General features: G+C 67.7%; 14 protein-coding genes. 11 read left to right on the forward strand and 3 right to left on the reverse strand.

The annotated features are described in order from the left end of the window. Nucleotides 1-208 precede the first annotated feature (208 nt). From QRM96_RS00440 to QRM96_RS00455, 4 genes are read left to right on the forward strand one after another with little or no spacing between them, the layout of a single operon-like run. A complete protein-coding gene (locus QRM96_RS00440; RefSeq protein ID WP_133831660.1) occupies nucleotides 209-1,408 on the forward strand; it encodes an ROK family transcriptional regulator in 1,200 nt (399 codons plus the stop codon). A 7-nt stretch (nucleotides 1,409-1,415) separates the two neighbouring features. After that, nucleotides 1,416-2,765, forward strand: coding sequence for an extracellular solute-binding protein (locus tag QRM96_RS00445; protein WP_285317922.1), 1,350 nt, complete (start codon nucleotides 1,416-1,418; stop codon nucleotides 2,763-2,765). A 2-nt stretch (nucleotides 2,766-2,767) separates the two neighbouring features. Further along, nucleotides 2,768-3,649, forward strand: coding sequence for a carbohydrate ABC transporter permease (locus QRM96_RS00450; RefSeq protein ID WP_285317924.1), 882 nt, complete (start codon nucleotides 2,768-2,770; stop codon nucleotides 3,647-3,649). Next, nucleotides 3,646-4,503, forward strand: a complete 858-nt coding sequence (locus QRM96_RS00455; protein WP_502934870.1) for a carbohydrate ABC transporter permease — start codon at nucleotides 3,646-3,648, stop codon at nucleotides 4,501-4,503. Before QRM96_RS00450 ends, QRM96_RS00455 begins: the two co-directional genes overlap by 4 nt. Here QRM96_RS00455 and QRM96_RS00460 read toward each other — a convergent pair. Beyond that, nucleotides 4,500-4,727 carry a hypothetical protein gene (locus QRM96_RS00460; RefSeq protein ID WP_018761550.1) on the reverse strand — a complete coding sequence of 76 codons (228 nt, stop codon included), beginning with the start codon at nucleotides 4,725-4,727 and terminating at the stop codon, nucleotides 4,500-4,502. The genes QRM96_RS00455 and QRM96_RS00460 overlap by 4 nt on opposite strands. Before the next feature lie 110 nt (nucleotides 4,728-4,837). Here QRM96_RS00460 and QRM96_RS00465 point away from each other — a divergent pair, with 110 nt between their 5' ends. The 7 genes from QRM96_RS00465 (at nucleotide 4,838) to metE (ending at nucleotide 13,597) form a co-directional block, all read left to right on the forward strand. Then, nucleotides 4,838-5,845: an AAA family ATPase gene (locus tag QRM96_RS00465; protein ID WP_285317926.1), complete on the forward strand. Its 1,008-nt coding sequence runs from the start codon at nucleotides 4,838-4,840 to the stop codon at nucleotides 5,843-5,845. Nucleotides 5,846-5,851: 6 nt separating this feature from the next. After that, nucleotides 5,852-6,751 (forward strand): DUF58 domain-containing protein, encoded by a 900-nt coding sequence (locus QRM96_RS00470; RefSeq protein ID WP_285317927.1) that lies wholly within the window; start codon nucleotides 5,852-5,854, stop codon nucleotides 6,749-6,751. Continuing rightward, complete coding sequence (locus QRM96_RS00475; protein WP_018761547.1) at nucleotides 6,741-7,211, forward strand: hypothetical protein; 471 nt, start codon at nucleotides 6,741-6,743, stop codon at nucleotides 7,209-7,211. The genes QRM96_RS00470 and QRM96_RS00475 overlap by 11 nt, the downstream gene beginning before the upstream one ends. After that, complete coding sequence (locus QRM96_RS00480; RefSeq protein ID WP_285317928.1) at nucleotides 7,202-9,184, forward strand: vWA domain-containing protein; 1,983 nt, start codon at nucleotides 7,202-7,204, stop codon at nucleotides 9,182-9,184. Before QRM96_RS00475 ends, QRM96_RS00480 begins: the two co-directional genes overlap by 10 nt. Further along, a complete protein-coding gene (locus tag QRM96_RS00485; RefSeq protein WP_285317929.1) occupies nucleotides 9,181-9,894 on the forward strand; it encodes a hypothetical protein in 714 nt (237 codons plus the stop codon). Before QRM96_RS00480 ends, QRM96_RS00485 begins: the two co-directional genes overlap by 4 nt. 332 nt (nucleotides 9,895-10,226) lie before the next feature. After that, complete coding sequence (locus tag QRM96_RS00490) at nucleotides 10,227-11,192, forward strand: methylenetetrahydrofolate reductase (protein WP_018761544.1); 966 nt, start codon at nucleotides 10,227-10,229, stop codon at nucleotides 11,190-11,192. Between the two features lie 62 nt (nucleotides 11,193-11,254). After that, nucleotides 11,255-13,597, forward strand: a complete 2,343-nt coding sequence (gene metE / locus QRM96_RS00495; RefSeq protein WP_285317931.1) for a 5-methyltetrahydropteroyltriglutamate--homocysteine S-methyltransferase — start codon at nucleotides 11,255-11,257, stop codon at nucleotides 13,595-13,597. Between the two features lie 28 nt (nucleotides 13,598-13,625). On the opposite strand, the gene QRM96_RS00500 is transcribed toward metE, so the two are convergent. After that, the gene (locus QRM96_RS00500) at nucleotides 13,626-14,342 is read right to left on the reverse strand and encodes a DUF4386 family protein (RefSeq protein ID WP_285317932.1); all 717 of its coding nucleotides are present in this window, start codon (nucleotides 14,340-14,342) and stop codon (nucleotides 13,626-13,628) included. A 48-nt stretch (nucleotides 14,343-14,390) separates the two neighbouring features. After that, on the reverse strand, nucleotides 14,391-14,897 hold the full coding sequence (locus QRM96_RS00505) for a DUF2004 domain-containing protein (protein ID WP_018761541.1): 507 nt from the start codon (nucleotides 14,895-14,897) through the stop codon (nucleotides 14,391-14,393). Between the last annotated feature and the right edge of the window lie 42 nt (nucleotides 14,898-14,939).

The following is a 14,939-nucleotide window of genomic DNA, read 5'->3' on the forward strand; positions in this document are numbered from 1 at the left end:
GCTGCCACCCGTTGACCGGCGCCCACCGCCAACCCGCCGCTGACGTGGACCGTTCCCGCGCCGCGCCGCCGCCCGGCCATGTGGGCGGGCGCCCGCCCGTAACGTACGATTCAAAGCATCACCGTATGCAGGTAGCCGAAGACGTTTAGGGGACACCGTGTCTGAGATCCGCCAATCTTCTCCGAGGCGCGGAACCAACTTGCCCAGGATGGGGGATTTCAACCTCACCGTCATCCTCGACGCGATCCGCAGGACCACCGGCGGTTTGAGCCGCGTGGAACTCGCGCAGATCGTGGGCCTGTCCCCGCAGACCATCTCCAATATTTCCCGGCGCCTGCTGGACCAGAACCTGATCGTGGAAGCCGGCAAAGAGGGCAGCGGACCGGGCAAGCCACGCACCATCCTGCGGCTCAACCCTGGCGGAATGTACGCCTTGGGTGTCCACCTTGACCCGGCAGTGACCACGTTCGTGGTCCTGGACCTCGTGGGGGCGGTGGTCCGGCATTCACGCATCAAGACCCCGGGCGGGAACGATCCCTCCGCCGTCATCACCACCATCGCCGCGGAACTGGCGCAGCTCGTCACCGATTCCGGCGTGGACCGCAGCCGCATCGCAGGCGTGGGCGTGGCCGCTCCCGGCCCCATCGACCTGGACAACGGCACCGTGGTGGACCCGCCGCTGCTGCCGGGCTGGGACCGGGTGGAACTGCGTGAGGCGCTGGCCAGGGCCACCGGCTACTCGGTGCTGGTGGACAAGGACGTCACCAGCGCGGCCGTGGCGGAAACCTGGGCGGGCGGCCCCAGCGGCGCGGGGAGCTTCGTCTTCATGTACATGGGGACCGGCATCGGCTGCGGCATCGTCCTCAACGACGAGGTCATTCGCGGAACCTCCGGCAATGCCGGCGAGATCGGCCACATCGTGGTGGATCCGGACGGCCCTCCCTGCGACTGCGGCCAGCGGGGCTGCGTCAAATCCTCCTGCATCCCGCAGGTGCTGGTGGCAGAGGCGGAAGCGGCCGGCATCCTGGAAGGGCCCCCCGCCAGCAGTGCCGCCGAAATCAAGCAGAGCTTCGCCGATCTCTGCGCACGCGCCTACGGCGGGGACGAACGGGCCTCCGCCATCCTGGACAAGTCAGCCGTCCTGGTGGCACGCGCAGTTTCAGTGGTCACCAACACCCTGGATGTTGAACGGGTTGTCTTCGGCGGGCCGTTCTGGACCTGCCTGTCCCAACGCTACCTGGAGCTGATCCCGTCCCTCCTGGATACCAACAGCGCCGCCCGCCTGATCCACCCCATCGAGGTTGTGGGCACCGGCGTAGGCGAGGACGTGGGCGCCATCGGCGCAGCATCGCTGGTCCTGGAACATACCCTCGCGCCCCGCGCCCAGCGGCTGCTGCTGGAAAGCTGACCGGACCATGCTTCGCCGGGTATCCGCCACGGTGTCCCTGCTGGCCGCCGCAGCACTGGCCCTCGCCGGCTGTACTCCCGCCGATCCTGCAGGCGGCAAGACGATCAAGGTGGCCTACCAGAAGACGGATTCCTTCACCGCACTGGACACCATGTTCCAGGACGCCAAGAAGGAGTTCGAAGCAGCGCACCAGGGCATCACCGTTGAACTCCAGCCCATCCAGGCAAACGACGACGACTACGGCACCAAACTGGCCCTCGCGCTCAGGTCGCCTGCCACCGCCCCCGACGTTTTTTACGAAGACACTTTCAAGGTCCGTTCGGACGTGGATGCCGGGTACCTCTTGAACCTGGACAGCCGGCTGGCGGCGTGGGAAGACTGGGACAAGTTCGACGCCGGCGCGAAGGAAGCCGGGAAGGCGGACGACGGCGGCACCTACGCAGTGCCGCTGGGCACCGACACACGGGCCATCTGGTACAACAAGAAAGTCTTTGAAGCCGCGGGCATCGCGCTGCCCTGGCGCCCGGCCACCTGGCAGGACCTCCTGGACACCGCCAGGAAGATCAAGGCCTCGAACCCCGCCGTGATCCCGTTCAACATGTACGCCGGCAAAGGCACCGGCGAGGGAACAGTGATGCAGGGGTTCTACGAGCTGCTCTACGGCACCGGTGCCGGCCTCTATGACCAGGATGCGAAAAAGTGGGTCGTCGGCTCAGCAGGCTTCAAGGATTCACTCGCCTTCCTCCAGACGCTTTACCAGGAGGGCCTCGCAGTGCCGCCTGCCGATGCGCTGGACCCGAACGTCTGGAAGAAGGTGTTCGGGGACTGGTTCCCGAAAGCACAGTTGGGCGCCACCGTGGAAGGCTCCTATACGCCGTCGTTCTGGCAAAAAGGTGGAAGCTACGAATGGCCGGCGTACGCGCAGGACATGGGCGTGGCCCCGTTCCCCACGCAGAACGGCGGGGCACCGGGTGCCGTGAGCATGTCCGGCGGCTGGACCTTGGCCGTGGGCGCGGAAACCAAGCAGCCTGACCTCGCCTTCACGTTCCTGACCACGGCGCTGAATGCAAAGAACTCCCTGCAGTTCACGGTCGCCAGTTCACAGATCGCCGTCCGCACCGACGTCGCAGCCGATCCGGGCTACCAGTCCGCCAACCCCTTCGTCAAAGACGTGTCCAGCCTGGTGTCGGTGACCCGCTACCGCCCCGCCACCTCGGACTACCCCCGGATCTCCGCTGCCGTCCAGGAGGCCACCGAAGCCGTCATCACGGGCAAGAGGACCCCGGAGCAGGCGGCCGCCGACTACGACACGGCCGTGGCAGGCCTCGTGGGCGGCGACAAGACCGTCCGGAAGTAGCGGTGGCACGCCACCACCAATGTCGGCAGCTCGCCCGCTACCTGCCGGTCCTGCCGGCCGTCCTGCTGCTTGCTGTCTTCCTGGCGGGCCCGGTGCTGTGGGCGTTCCAGGCCTCGCTGACCAATGCCGGACTGACCGGCCGGCATGCCAGGAACCCGGAATGGGTGGGTCTGGAGAACTACCAGCGGCTGTTGCAGGACCCGGTGTTCCCGCTCTCGCTGGCCCTGACGGTGCTGTTCGTGGGCGGCTCCGCCGTTCTGGGCCAGAACGTCCTGGGACTGGCCCTGGCGGTCCTTCTGCGCCGGGCACGGCCCGCAGTCTCGGCGGTGGTGGGTACCGCCGTCGTTGCCGCCTGGGTCTTGCCCGAAATCGTGGCGGCTTTCGCTGCCTACGCCTTCTTCAGCCGCGACGGGACGCTCAACCAGTTGCTCGGCGGGATGGGACTGGCGGAGGTCGACTGGCTCTACGCCGTGCCCATGCTGGCCGTGATCATGGCGAACGTGTGGCGTGGCACCGCCTTCTCCATGCTGGTGTACCGCGCGGCGCTGGGCGGGGTGCCGGCCGAGCTCACCGAAGCGGCACACATGGACGGTGCCGGCGCCTGGCAGCGGCTGGTGTTCATCACCCTGCCGGTGATCCGGGGCAGCATCGCCACCAACCTGATGCTGGTCACGCTGCAGACCCTCGCCGTGTTCACCCTGATCTGGGTCATGACCGCGGGCGGTCCGGCCAACGGCAGCTCCACATTGCCCGTCATGGCCTACCAGGAGGCCTTCAAATTCGGCGATATCGGCTATGGCACGGCGGTCGCTTCGGTGCTGATCCTGATCGGGGCAGTGTTCGGGGCCGCCTATCTTCGACTCTTGCGGGAGCAGAGGCCGTGACCGCCGCACGGACTGCCGTCCGGCCACGGGCCCGCCGCCGTCCGCGGGGGAGCGCGGTGGCGGATGCCGTCCTGCTGGTGATCGGCGCGTGCTTCGTGCTGCCGCTGCTGTGGCTGGTCCTCGGTTCGCTGGACCCGGCCGCCGGGCATGGCACCAAAGTTCCGCTGCGGCCTGCCCTGGACAATTTTTCCGCAGTCCTCACCCCGGAGCTGCTGTTCCGGCCGCTGTGGAACAGCCTGTTGCTTTCTGCAGGGACCGGTGCCGTGACGCTGGCAGCGGCCGTATTGGCTGCCTATCCGCTCTCCCGTTTCCGGTCGCGGTTCAACACCCCGTTCCTCTACGGCATCCTGTTCGGCACCTGCCTGCCGGTGACGGCCATCATGGTTCCCGTGTACGGATTGTTCGTTCAGCTTCAGCTGTTGGATTCCTTGCCCGCCACAGTGCTGTTCCTGTCCGCGACCAGCCTGCCCATGGCCATCTGGATGACCAGGAACTTCATGGATGCGGTGCCCTTGGCCGTGGAGGAGGCCGCCTGGGTGGACGGGGCATCCCGGCTGGCTGCCTTGCGTTCAATCGTGCTGCCGCTCATGGGCCCGGGCCTCGGCGTGGTGTTTATCTTCGTGTTCATCCAGGCCTGGGGGAACTTCTTCGTACCGTTCCTGCTCCTGCTCTCTGAAGCCAACCAGCCGGCGGCGGTATCGATCTTCAGCTTTTTCGGCCAGTACGGGGCCGTGGCGTATGGCCAGCTGGCCGCCTTCTCCATCCTGTACTCCCTGCCGGTGCTGGCCCTCTACGGCATCGTGGCGCGCGGCGCCGGCAACCCGTTGGCGCTGTCGGGAGCTGTCAGGGGTTAGTCGATGTCCTCCAGCACCACCCCGAAGGGGAGGGTATCGTCCAGGTGGGCTTGGTGTCCGTGGTGGGTGTCCACCACGCGGACGCCGTGCAGTTTGTCCGCCGCGGACTGCATCAGGACCGGCCTGACGGTGTCGACGAACAACTGGTTCTTGCCGGCGAGGTACTCCTTGTAACTGTCTGGAAGCTCGGTCATGGCAAAAGGATAGACCTGCCCGGCCCGCATGGGGAGGGGTGCCCATTGCCGTTCCGGGCCCCGCGGTCTTGGATAGGATGGCGGGCGGGACACGGCCGGCCCGGCCCGCGACTCCATCACCGTCACCAGGGGGAATACCAGTGCTTTCGACCAGCGTGCCCGCAAGAATCGAACCGGCGGAGCTGGCCAGGGCGCAGCAGGTGGTCGCGAACATTTCCCGCAGTTTCGACGCCAAGGTGGTGGGGCAGTCCCGGCTGCGCGAATCGCTCCTGGTGGGCCTGCTGACCGGCGGCCACATCCTCCTCGAAAGCGTCCCGGGACTGGCGAAAACCACTGCGGCGCAAACGGTGGCCGAGGCCGTCAGCGCCGAGTTCCGCCGCATCCAGTGCACCCCGGACCTGCTGCCCAGCGACATTGTGGGAACCCAGATCTACGACGCCGCCAAAGGAACTTTCGTCACCCAGCTGGGTCCGGTGCACGCAAACATCGTGCTGCTGGACGAGATCAACCGCTCCAGCGCCAAGACCCAGAGCGCCATGCTGGAGGCCATGCAGGAACGCCAGACCTCCATCGGCGGCCAGGACTACCGGCTGCCCTCACCGTTCCTGGTCCTGGCCACCCAGAACCCGATCGAGCAGGAAGGCACATACCAGCTCCCCGAAGCCCAAATGGACCGCTTCATGCTCAAGGATGTGCTGGACTACCCCTCGCCTGCGGAGGAAGCGGAGATTATCCGCAGGATCGATGCCGGCATCTTCACCGCGGACCAGAAGCCTGCTGCCGCCGCCTCCCTCGACGCCATCACCGAAATCCAGGCCCTCGCCAGGCGGATCTACATTGATCCTGCGGTGATCAACTACATCGTAGGGCTGGTGTACGTGACCCGGCATGCTTCGCAGTACATCGACTCCCGGCTTGCCGGATTCATCGAATTCGGCGCCAGCCCCCGCGCCAGCATCGCCTTCAGCCAGGCGTCCCGCGCGGTGGCCCTGTTGAATGGCCGCGACCACGTGGTCCCTGAGGACGTCAAGTCGCTGGCCCACCGTGTGCTGCGGCACCGGCTGATCCTGAACTTCGACGCCGTGGCCGAGCAAGTGCCGGTCGAATCGGTGATCGACGCCATCGTCGCAGCCATCCAGACCCCCTGACCCCGCATGCCAAGCCTGCTCCAGCGCGTGAAGTCGAAGATGGCCATCTTCGCGCACCGGAAAGCCCGGGGAATGCTCGACGGCGAATACGGTTCCGTCTTCCGTGGCCGCAGCCTCGACTTCGATGACCTGCGCGCCTACGTTCCCGGTGACGAGGTCCGCGACATCGACTGGAAGGCCTCGGCGCGCCACGGCTCACCCCTGATCCGGCGCTATGTGGCAGTCCGGAGGCAAACAGTCCTCCTCGTTACCGATACCGGGCGCAACATGGCTGCGGAGGCCAAATCCGGGGAGGCAAAGAAGGACATTGCCATCCTCGCACTGGGAGTCTTGGGCTACCTTGCCCTCCGCCATGGGGATGTGGTGGGCCTGGTCTGCGGCGACTCTTCCACCACCCGGTCCCTGCCCGCTAAGGGCGGTGAGGAGCACCTGGAGCGGCTGCTGAGGCACGTCGACACCGACACCAGGCTGGACGGCCCCCCGAGCAGGCTCCAGGACCAGTTGAAGCACGTGGCCGCCAACGTCAAGGGCCGCCGCCTGTTGTTCGTCGTCGCGGATGAACTGCCCGCTGATGACGCCACGGGCCAGCTCCTCCGCAGGCTCCGCGCGCAGCACGAGATCCTCTGGCTGACGGTCCGGGACGCGGACCTGGCGCCGTCCAGCCAGGAGATACGGGAATCTTCCACCTCCGATTCCTATAGCGTGGCCGATTCCGCGGTCCTGGCCTGGCAGCCTGCGGCGGCGGCCGGCGTGGCGGCCGCCTATGCCACCGCGGCCGCCCAGCGCGATGCGGAGCGCAAGGCCATGCTGCGTGCTGCGGGGATCGTTGAGGGGGATGTGGCCGCCAGCGACGACGTCATGACCGGTCTGTTTGCCCTGCTGGAAAGGCACCGGCGTGCAGGCTGACCCCGGATTCTACGGACCGCTGCCGTACAACCCCGCATGGGTGTGGTGCGGAGCGGCAATCCTGGCCCTGGTGGCCGGCTGGTACGCCTACGTGTGGTTAAGCTCCCGTACCGGCCCCGCTTCCGGTTCCGAACCGGCGCGTCCCGCCCTGACAGACCTCCCGTCGCTCAAGGCCGCCTACCTGCAGCGCATCCGTGACGTGGAACTCGATGCTGCGGCGGGCACCCTCGACGCCCGGGCCGCGCACCAGCAGATCAGCATGCTCCTGCGCGGATTCGTCCGGGACGCCACCGGGGTGGACGCCACCCGGATGACGCAGCAGGACCTGGCGCAGCACCCGCTTCCTGCGGCCGCGGACGCCGTCGAAGCCCTCTACCCGGCCGAATTCGGGCCCGGTCCGCTGCCCTCCGTGGGCGCCTCCGCGGCAAGGACTTCGGCGGTGGTGCGCGCATGGAGTTGATGTTGTGGTGGGTGCTGCTGCCGGCTGCCGCTGCCGTGGCGTGGGCCGTGTGGGCCGGGCTGCGGCGCAACGGACGGGAAGACGTTCGACGCCGTCCGGTGGCCCACGCGGACCGGCTCACCGCGCTGCCGGAATACCAGGCAGCCCTTCGGCGGCACCGGAGATGGCTGCTCGTGGCCGGGACCGCGTGTGCCCTGCTGCTGGCCTCGACGGCGGTGGCTGCTGCCCGCCCCGTGGACGTGGCAACCACCAGGCCGGAGCAGCACAACCGGGACATCATGCTCTGCCTGGACGCATCCGGCTCCATGAGCAACGCCGACGCCGCAGTGGTGGACGTCTTCGCCGGCCTGGCCAGGAAGTTCGACGGCGAGCGGATCGGCCTGACCATTTTCGACAGCAGCGCTATCCAGGTGTTCCCGCTGACGGACGATTACGCTTACGCCCAGGAGCAACTCCAGGCCGCCAAGGACGCTTTCGACGGCAAGCCCGGCAGCTCCGGATTCCTGGACGGCACCTGGAGCGGCCGTGGTTCCTCGCTGATCGGCGATGGCCTGGCGTCCTGCCTGAACAGTTTCCAGGGCGCCACCGGCCCGGGTGCCGCCGGACCGCAGCGCTCGCGGTCGGTAGTGCTGGCCACTGATAACTTCCTTTCCGGCAAACCCATCATGACCCTGGAGCAGGCGGCGCAACTGGCCAAGGAAAGGTCGGTGCACGTCTACGCACTGAATCCGGGAGACGTTGACTACGGCGCCGGGACGGACCAGCCGGGCGCCCGGCTGCGGGCTGCGGCGGAGTCTACGGGCGGCTCCTACTACGCCCTGGACAGCCCTGACGCCGTGGCCGGTATCGTGTCCGGCGTCGAAAAGACCAAGGCTGCTGCAATCCAGGGAGCGCCGCGGGCCGTGCTGACGGAGGTTCCCGGAGTACCGCTGGCCACCGCAGCTCTGTCTGCACTGGTACTCTGCGCTGCACTGTGGCAGGTGCAGCCACCGCTGAGGCGCGGCCGGCATGGCACGCCGCCACGTCCCGCCGGGCCGGGGCGCCGTGCATGGTTCAGGCGTTCCGCCGTCGTCCTGCTCGTCGGGGCAGCAGCCCTGCGGCCCGGCCTGCCCGGCGGTAACGTGCCGGCCGCCTCGACGGACCTCAACGTGTTCTTCGTGGTGGACACCACCACCAGCATGGTGGCCGAGGACTACGGCGGCGCAACCCCGAGGCTGGAAGGCGTCCGCAAGGACATCAAGGCCATTGCGGAACAGCTGCCGGGCGCGCGTTTTTCAGTCATCACCTTCGACACCACCGCCCATGTCCGGATGCCGTTGAGCACCGATACCCTGGCCCTTGAGACCATCACCGACGTCCTCGAGCCCCAAGTCACCGCTTACGCCAAGGGCAGCAGCATCACCGCCGCCAGGCAGGTCCTCGCAGAGCGGCTGGCCGCCGCCCGGGACAGCCACCCCGGCCGCCCGCGGCTGGTGTACTACCTGGGTGACGGGGAACAGACCAGTGGCACGGAACCGGAGGCAATGGCTTTCGACGCCGGACTGGTGGCTGGGGGAGCGGTCCTCGGCTATGGCACGGCGGAGGGCGGCCGGATGAAGGAAAACACCGGCCTGGACGCCGGCGACGGCTCTGCCGGCGGCGCTGGGACAGGACCGCACGGCGGATATGTCCAGGACAACGGCGCAGGGGACGCACGCTCCGTCATCGACGAGGGACGGCTCCGGACCATTTCGGCGCAACTGGGCGTACCGTACGTGCATCGGGACGCGGGCGCCCCGGTGGCGGACATGATGCGGCAGGTGCACCCGGGAAAGGCGGAACACTCGGACGGCGACGGTTCCGTCGCGGCCCGGACCGAGGTGTACTGGCTGTTGGCCGCCGGTGCGTTCCTGCTGGCCCTGCCCGAAGCGGCGGCGGTCCTGCGCCGGCTGCGCGGGCTCCCGCGGCCGGCACGGGCGGAGGCCGTACGGTGAGGCCTCCGGTCCGCCGCCGTCGCCTGCTGCTCTGGTCGCTGCTGCCGGTGCTCCTGGCGCTGTGCGTGGCGGCAAAGCTCCTCAGCCTCGGCGTCCTCGCCGAGCATGCTGCCGTACGGTACGCGGCCGGGGACGCTTCCGGCGTGGACGCCGCCGCCGGTGGCCTCGGCGTGGCCAACGTGGTGGAGCCGCACAAAGCGCCGTTCGCCGCCGGCGGCGCTGCGGTGCTGCGCGGAGACTACGGGGCCGCCCGGACCGACTTCGAAACGGCGCTCCGCACCGTCCCGGCCGGTTCCGGGGATGAATGCCTGATCAGGGTCAACCTGGCCCTGGTGATCGAACGCCTTGGTGACGAACGGCTGGAGGCCGGGGATCCGGCGTCGGCCGCTGCCCTGTACCAGGCCGCACTGTCCGCGGCGAAGGAGGCACCGGGTTGCTTGTCGCCGGACGCGCCAGCCGGGGCCGGTGGACGGTTGGGGCAAGCCGCCGAACGGCTGGAAGGAAAGCTTAGCTCGGCCGCCCAAGGGCCAGGCCCAACAGCGGCACCGTCGGCGGAGCCCGCGCCTGACCCTTCGGCAGAGGCGCGGCAAAGCCAGCTGGACCAACTTCGGGACAGTGCGCGGCAGGCCGAGCGGGAACGGAACAGCGGCCGTGAACGCGAGCAATACCTGGACGACTCCAGCGGAACGGCGCCGGACCGGCCCTGGTAGGGCTGGTCCGCCGGCGAAGGAAATTCTGCAGAGGGTGTGGAACACGCCGTAAAACTGCGTCTTATTCGGTTGCCGACTTGAATGAACCCTCCGTGCCCCCATAGAGTCGTAGACAAGTTACCGCGGTAACGTGTCAGCGATCCTCCGTTCCGGAGGGTGTGGGTGCCCCCATGTGGGCCTGACATTTGCTCACGGACTACTTCATTCCAGGCGTAACAGTCGCGGCTGCGTCCTCAATGGAGTCCCTCCGTGTTCCCCAAACTCAATTCATTGCGGGTTTCCCTGTAGATTTACCGGCAGGCAACCCCAGTGGCCCAAAGCCAAGGACGCAAATGTCACCACCAAGCCTCATTGAAGCACACCCAAACCTCTCGGACACCGCCCCGGTGGCACTGTCCTATGAGCTGTTCCCGCCGCGCTCCCCGGCCGCCGCCGAGACGCTCTGGACCACCATCCGTGAACTCGAAACCACGGCGCCCGACTACGTCTCCGTGACGTACGGTGCCAGCGGATCCAACCGTGATACCGCCGTCGAACTCATTAACCGGCTCCTGCTCGAGACCACCCTCCGGCCGCTGGCACACCTGACCTGCGTTGGAAACACGCCGCAGGAGCTGGCCGGAATCATCGGCGAACTGCTGGACATCGGAGTGCGGGGCATCCTCGCGCTGCGGGGCGACCTGCCCAAGGACGGCGTCCGGCCCTCCGACGGTGCACTGCGGTACGCCCAGGACCTGATCGAGCTGATCAGGCGGGTGGAGCAGCGGCGTTCAGCCCTGCTCTGCGCCGGAAAGATCGCCGTCGGCGTGGCCGCGTATCCCTCCCGGCACCCGGAATCGCCCAGCGAGGAACACGACGTCGAGGTGCTGCTGGCCAAGCAGCGTTCCGGCGCCGACTTCGCCATCACCCAGGTGTTCTTCGAGACCGAGCAGTACGCGAACCTCCTCACCAGGGCACGCCGCGCCGGAGTCACCATCCCGATCATCCCCGGCGTCATGCCGCTCACCAGCCTCCGCCGGCTCACCCGGCTCGGTGAACTGGCCGGCGTCGAACCGGCACCCGCACTGATGGAACGCCTGGCCGCCGCCGACAGCGACCTCGAACGCCTCCACATCGGCGTCGACGCCACGGTGGACCTGGCCAATGCCGCCCTGGATGCCGGAGCCCCCGGTATCCACCTCTACACCTTCAACGAGCACCAAAGCGCGCTCGAAGTGCTGGACAAGCTGGCCCTGCCGCGCCACAGCCGCCTGGGCACCCGCCGGGACTCCGCCGCCCGGCCCCAGCTCGCCAGCTGAGCACTTCCCGGCCGAACCCCACAGACCACCCCCGCACGCTCCACACTTCCTAGGAGAACTCCATGCCTGAACTGACCGCGCCCAAAAACACCCCGTTCCCGTCGGCATCGCTGCTCGGCTACCCGCGCATCGGCCGCCGCCGCGAACTCAAGAAGGCCGTTGAAGCTTACTGGGCAGGCAAAATTGACGCCGCCGCCCTCGACGCCGCCGCCAAGGACATCCAACTGACCATCGCCCGGCGCCTGCAGGACCTTGGCCTGACCGAAGCCGCCGCCGTGCCGGGGACGTTCTCCTATTACGACCAGGTCCTGGACACCACCGCCCACCTGGGCGCCGTCCCGGCCCGCTTCGGCAAGCTCCTCGACGCCGAGGGCCGCCTGGACATCGACGCGTACTTCACCCTGGCCCGCGGCAACAAGGACCAGCAGCCGCTGGAAATGACCAAGTGGTTCGACACCAACTACCACTACCTGGTCCCGGAGATCGGCCCGGAGACTGAATTCACCCTTGCCTCCACCGCCAAGGTGGACGAGTTCGCGTTCGCGCTGGAGAACGGCATCGAGACCCGCCCCTACATCGTGGGTCCGGTCACCTACCTGCTGCTGTCCAAGGCGTCAGACGACGCACCGGCCGGCTTTGCGCCGCTGTCGCGGCTGGCGGACATCCTCCCCATCTACGTCCAGCTCCTCGAACAGCTCGCTGCCGCCGGCGCCAGCTGGGTCCAGCTCGACGAGCCCGCCCTGGTGGTCGACCAGGACCTCCCTGCCGCCCAGATCGAAGCCGCGGTTGCCCGGGCCTACGAGGTACTGACCGCTGCGGCCAACCGCCCGCAGATCCTGGTCTCCTCCCCGTACGGTTCCCTCGACGGACAGCTTGGCACCCTTGCTGCCACCAACATCGACGCCCTGCACATCGACGTCTTCAAGGGCGCCGTTCCGTCCGCCGCGGCGCTGGCAGGACTGGGCAACAAGACCCTGGTTGCCGGCGTCGTTGACGGGCACAACATCTGGCGCAACGACCTTGCAGCGTCGGCGGCGAAGCTGGACGAGCTGAAGGGCGCCGCCGCCAAGGTTGCCGTCTCCACCTCCACCTCCACCCAGCACGTTCCCCACGACGTCGAGGAAGAAACCCAGCTGTCCGCGCAGCTCCGCAGCTGGCTGGCGTTCTCCGACCAGAAAGCCGCCGAAGTCAAGATCCTGGCGTCCTACCTGGCCGACCCCGCGGCCGCACAGGCAGCCATCGATGACGCCACCGCCGTGATCGCTTCGCGTGCCACCGCCCACGGTGTCCGCCGCCAGGATGTGCGGGCCCGCACCGAAGCGTTGACGGCCGCCGACTTCGGCCGTTCCGAATACGCCGTCCGCGAAGCCGCCCAGGAAGCGGCGCTGCAGCTGCCGCCCCTGCCCACCACCACCATCGGCTCCTTCCCGCAGACCTCGGAGATCCGTTCCGCACGTGCCCGCAACACCAAGGGCGAGCTGAGCGACGACCAGTACGAGCGGCTCATGAAGGACGAGATCAAGCGCGTCGTGGACCTGCAGGAAGAGCTGGGCTACGACGTCCTGGTGCACGGCGAGCCCGAGCGCAATGACATGGTCCAGTACTTCGCCGAGAACCTCGAAGGCTTCGACGTCACGGTCCACGGCTGGGTCCAGTCCTACGGCTCCCGCTGCACCCGCCCGTCCATCCTGTGGGGCGATGTCACCCGCAGCGCCCCCATCACGGTCAAATGGGCGGAATACGCCCAGTCCCTCACCGCCAAGCCCATGAAGGGAATGCTGACCGGGCCCGTCACCATCCTGGCCTGGTCCTTCGTCCGCGACGACCAGCCGCTGGGCGAGACCGCCAACCAGGTTGGCCTGGCGCTGCGCGACGAAATCGCCGACCTCGAAGCCGCCGGCATCAAGGTCATCCAGGTGGATGAGCCCGCCCTGCGCGAGCTGCTCCCGCTGCGCAAGGCGGACCAGGCCGGTTACCTGAAGTGGTCCGTTGACTCCTTCCGCCTGGCCACCGCCGGTGCCGCAGACGCCACCCAGATCCACACCCACCTCTGCTACTCGGAGTTCGGCGTGATTATCGACGCGATCGACGGCCTGGACGCCGATGTGACCTCCATCGAAGCAGCCCGCTCCCGCATGGAGGTTGTCCACGACCTCGAGTCCCACGGTTTCGGCCGTGGCGTTGGCCCCGGCGTCTACGACATCCACTCGCCGCGCGTTCCGGGCGAAGCCGAAGTCACCGAGCTGCTGTCCACCGCCGTCAAGCACGTCCCGTCCCGCCAGCTTTGGGTCAACCCGGACTGCGGCCTGAAGACCCGTGGCTACGCCGAGACCGAAGAATCCCTGCGCAACCTGGCCAAGGCAACCCAGACGGTCCGCGCCGGCCTGCTGGAAGCGGCCAAGTAGGAAGTTTGAGAAGCGGGCAGGCGGCCGGTCACATCACGTGGCCGGCCGTCGCCGGTTTCTTCATCCGCCATGCGCCGACCGTCAGCCACACCGCCGACACCACGATGGCCGCAATGCCCACCAGCGTCGGTACCGCATTGTCGGCGGAGAACCCGGATTCCCCGATAATCCACCCTTGCGCCATATAGGCCAGCCCGGCCAGCGCCATCGCATAACCGGCTGTCCGGGACATTCGGTGCGAAGCGGCCACCACGAAACCCAACAACACCAACGCCGTGCCCAGCAGGATACTTTGATAGCTGCGCATGCCCCATTCCAGCCAGCGGATGCCCTCAGCCGTGGCGAACCGCGAGGCCTTCTCCGGTTCGGGCGAGGCAGCCCAGGCGTCCACGGCCTGTTTCAGGGCCACCCCGTCCACCGCCTGCAGGGCCGCGTACAGCGCAATGGCCGCAGCAGCGAAAAGGGCACCAAAGCGTGCGGTCCACGCGAGCGACCGGCGCTGGCCACCGAGCACGGTGCCCAGGCAAACCAGGCCCGCGCCCACCAACGCCATGCCCACGAACTGGCCCAGATGCACGGCGGTCCAGATTCCACTGTTGGCGTAGGCGGTGAAGGATGCCACGTGATCATTCGCGTCGTGGGATTCGGCGTGCAGGACGCCGGCGAGGATCGACACCACGACGCCGGCCAGCAGCAGCGAGGACGCCAGCCGCCGGGTTCCGCGACTGTCATTAAACACATCCATGGCGCCTGCACTCCTTAGTGCCGGGGTGTCACAACAGCGCCGGCAACCTCACGACTCCCAGACGATCTCGTCGTCGACCACGCCGTCCTGGTCAGCGCAGGCCACCAGGACCTCATCGGTGAAGTGCTCGCCGAGGGTGAAGTCCAGGACAAAGTAGCGTTCGGGCTGGCCGGGGTAGATGCCCACATGGCCGAGCTTCAGTGCTTTGAGGAACACCTCATTGGTGAGCTGGCTGCGGTCCTGGACACCGAACACCTTGTGCAGATGTTCTTCCTTGAGCGCGTTGCAGTGGAAATGCAGGTATTCCTGCGGGCTGGTGCCCTCCTGCTCAAGTTCCTCGGCGATCATCTCGCGGACCTCGTCCACCAGTTCGGGCAGGAAACGCAGCCGGTATTCGACTTTCCGGAGCGCGGCTTCATCGAAGTGGTCGTGGGCATTGATGTTCAGGTCGAGTTCCAGCGGGTGGCCGCGCAGCTCGTGCCGGGCGGCGAAGAGATGATCCATGCCGTGGTTCAGGTCGATCTCTCCAAAGTGCTGGCTCGCTACCTTGTTCATATTCTCAACATAGACCCGAAGTCCGGCCCATTCCAGCGTTCG

The organism is Pseudarthrobacter sp. lyk4-40-TYG-27, assembly GCF_030209295.1.
In the GTDB taxonomy this organism is placed as follows: domain Bacteria; phylum Actinomycetota; class Actinomycetes; order Actinomycetales; family Micrococcaceae; genus Arthrobacter.

Excerpts from the sequence above, each read along its gene's own strand:
- QRM96_RS00440 (WP_133831660.1), top strand. The coding sequence starts at position 209 with ATGGGGGATTTCAACCTCACCGTCATCCTCGACGCGATCCGCAGGACC.
- QRM96_RS00445 (WP_285317922.1), top strand. The coding sequence starts at position 1,416 with ATGCTTCGCCGGGTATCCGCCACGGTGTCCCTGCTGGCCGCCGCAGCA.
- QRM96_RS00460 (WP_018761550.1), bottom strand. The coding sequence starts at position 4,727 with ATGCGGGCCGGGCAGGTCTATCCTTTTGCCATGACCGAGCTTCCAGAC.
- QRM96_RS00470 (WP_285317927.1), top strand. The coding sequence starts at position 5,852 with ATGCCAAGCCTGCTCCAGCGCGTGAAGTCGAAGATGGCCATCTTCGCG.
- QRM96_RS00480 (WP_285317928.1), top strand. The coding sequence starts at position 7,202 with ATGGAGTTGATGTTGTGGTGGGTGCTGCTGCCGGCTGCCGCTGCCGTG.
- QRM96_RS00490 (WP_018761544.1), top strand. The coding sequence starts at position 10,227 with ATGTCACCACCAAGCCTCATTGAAGCACACCCAAACCTCTCGGACACC.
- metE (WP_285317931.1), top strand. The coding sequence starts at position 11,255 with ATGCCTGAACTGACCGCGCCCAAAAACACCCCGTTCCCGTCGGCATCG.
- QRM96_RS00500 (WP_285317932.1), bottom strand. The coding sequence starts at position 14,342 with ATGGATGTGTTTAATGACAGTCGCGGAACCCGGCGGCTGGCGTCCTCG.
- QRM96_RS00505 (WP_018761541.1), bottom strand. The coding sequence starts at position 14,897 with ATGAACAAGGTAGCGAGCCAGCACTTTGGAGAGATCGACCTGAACCAC.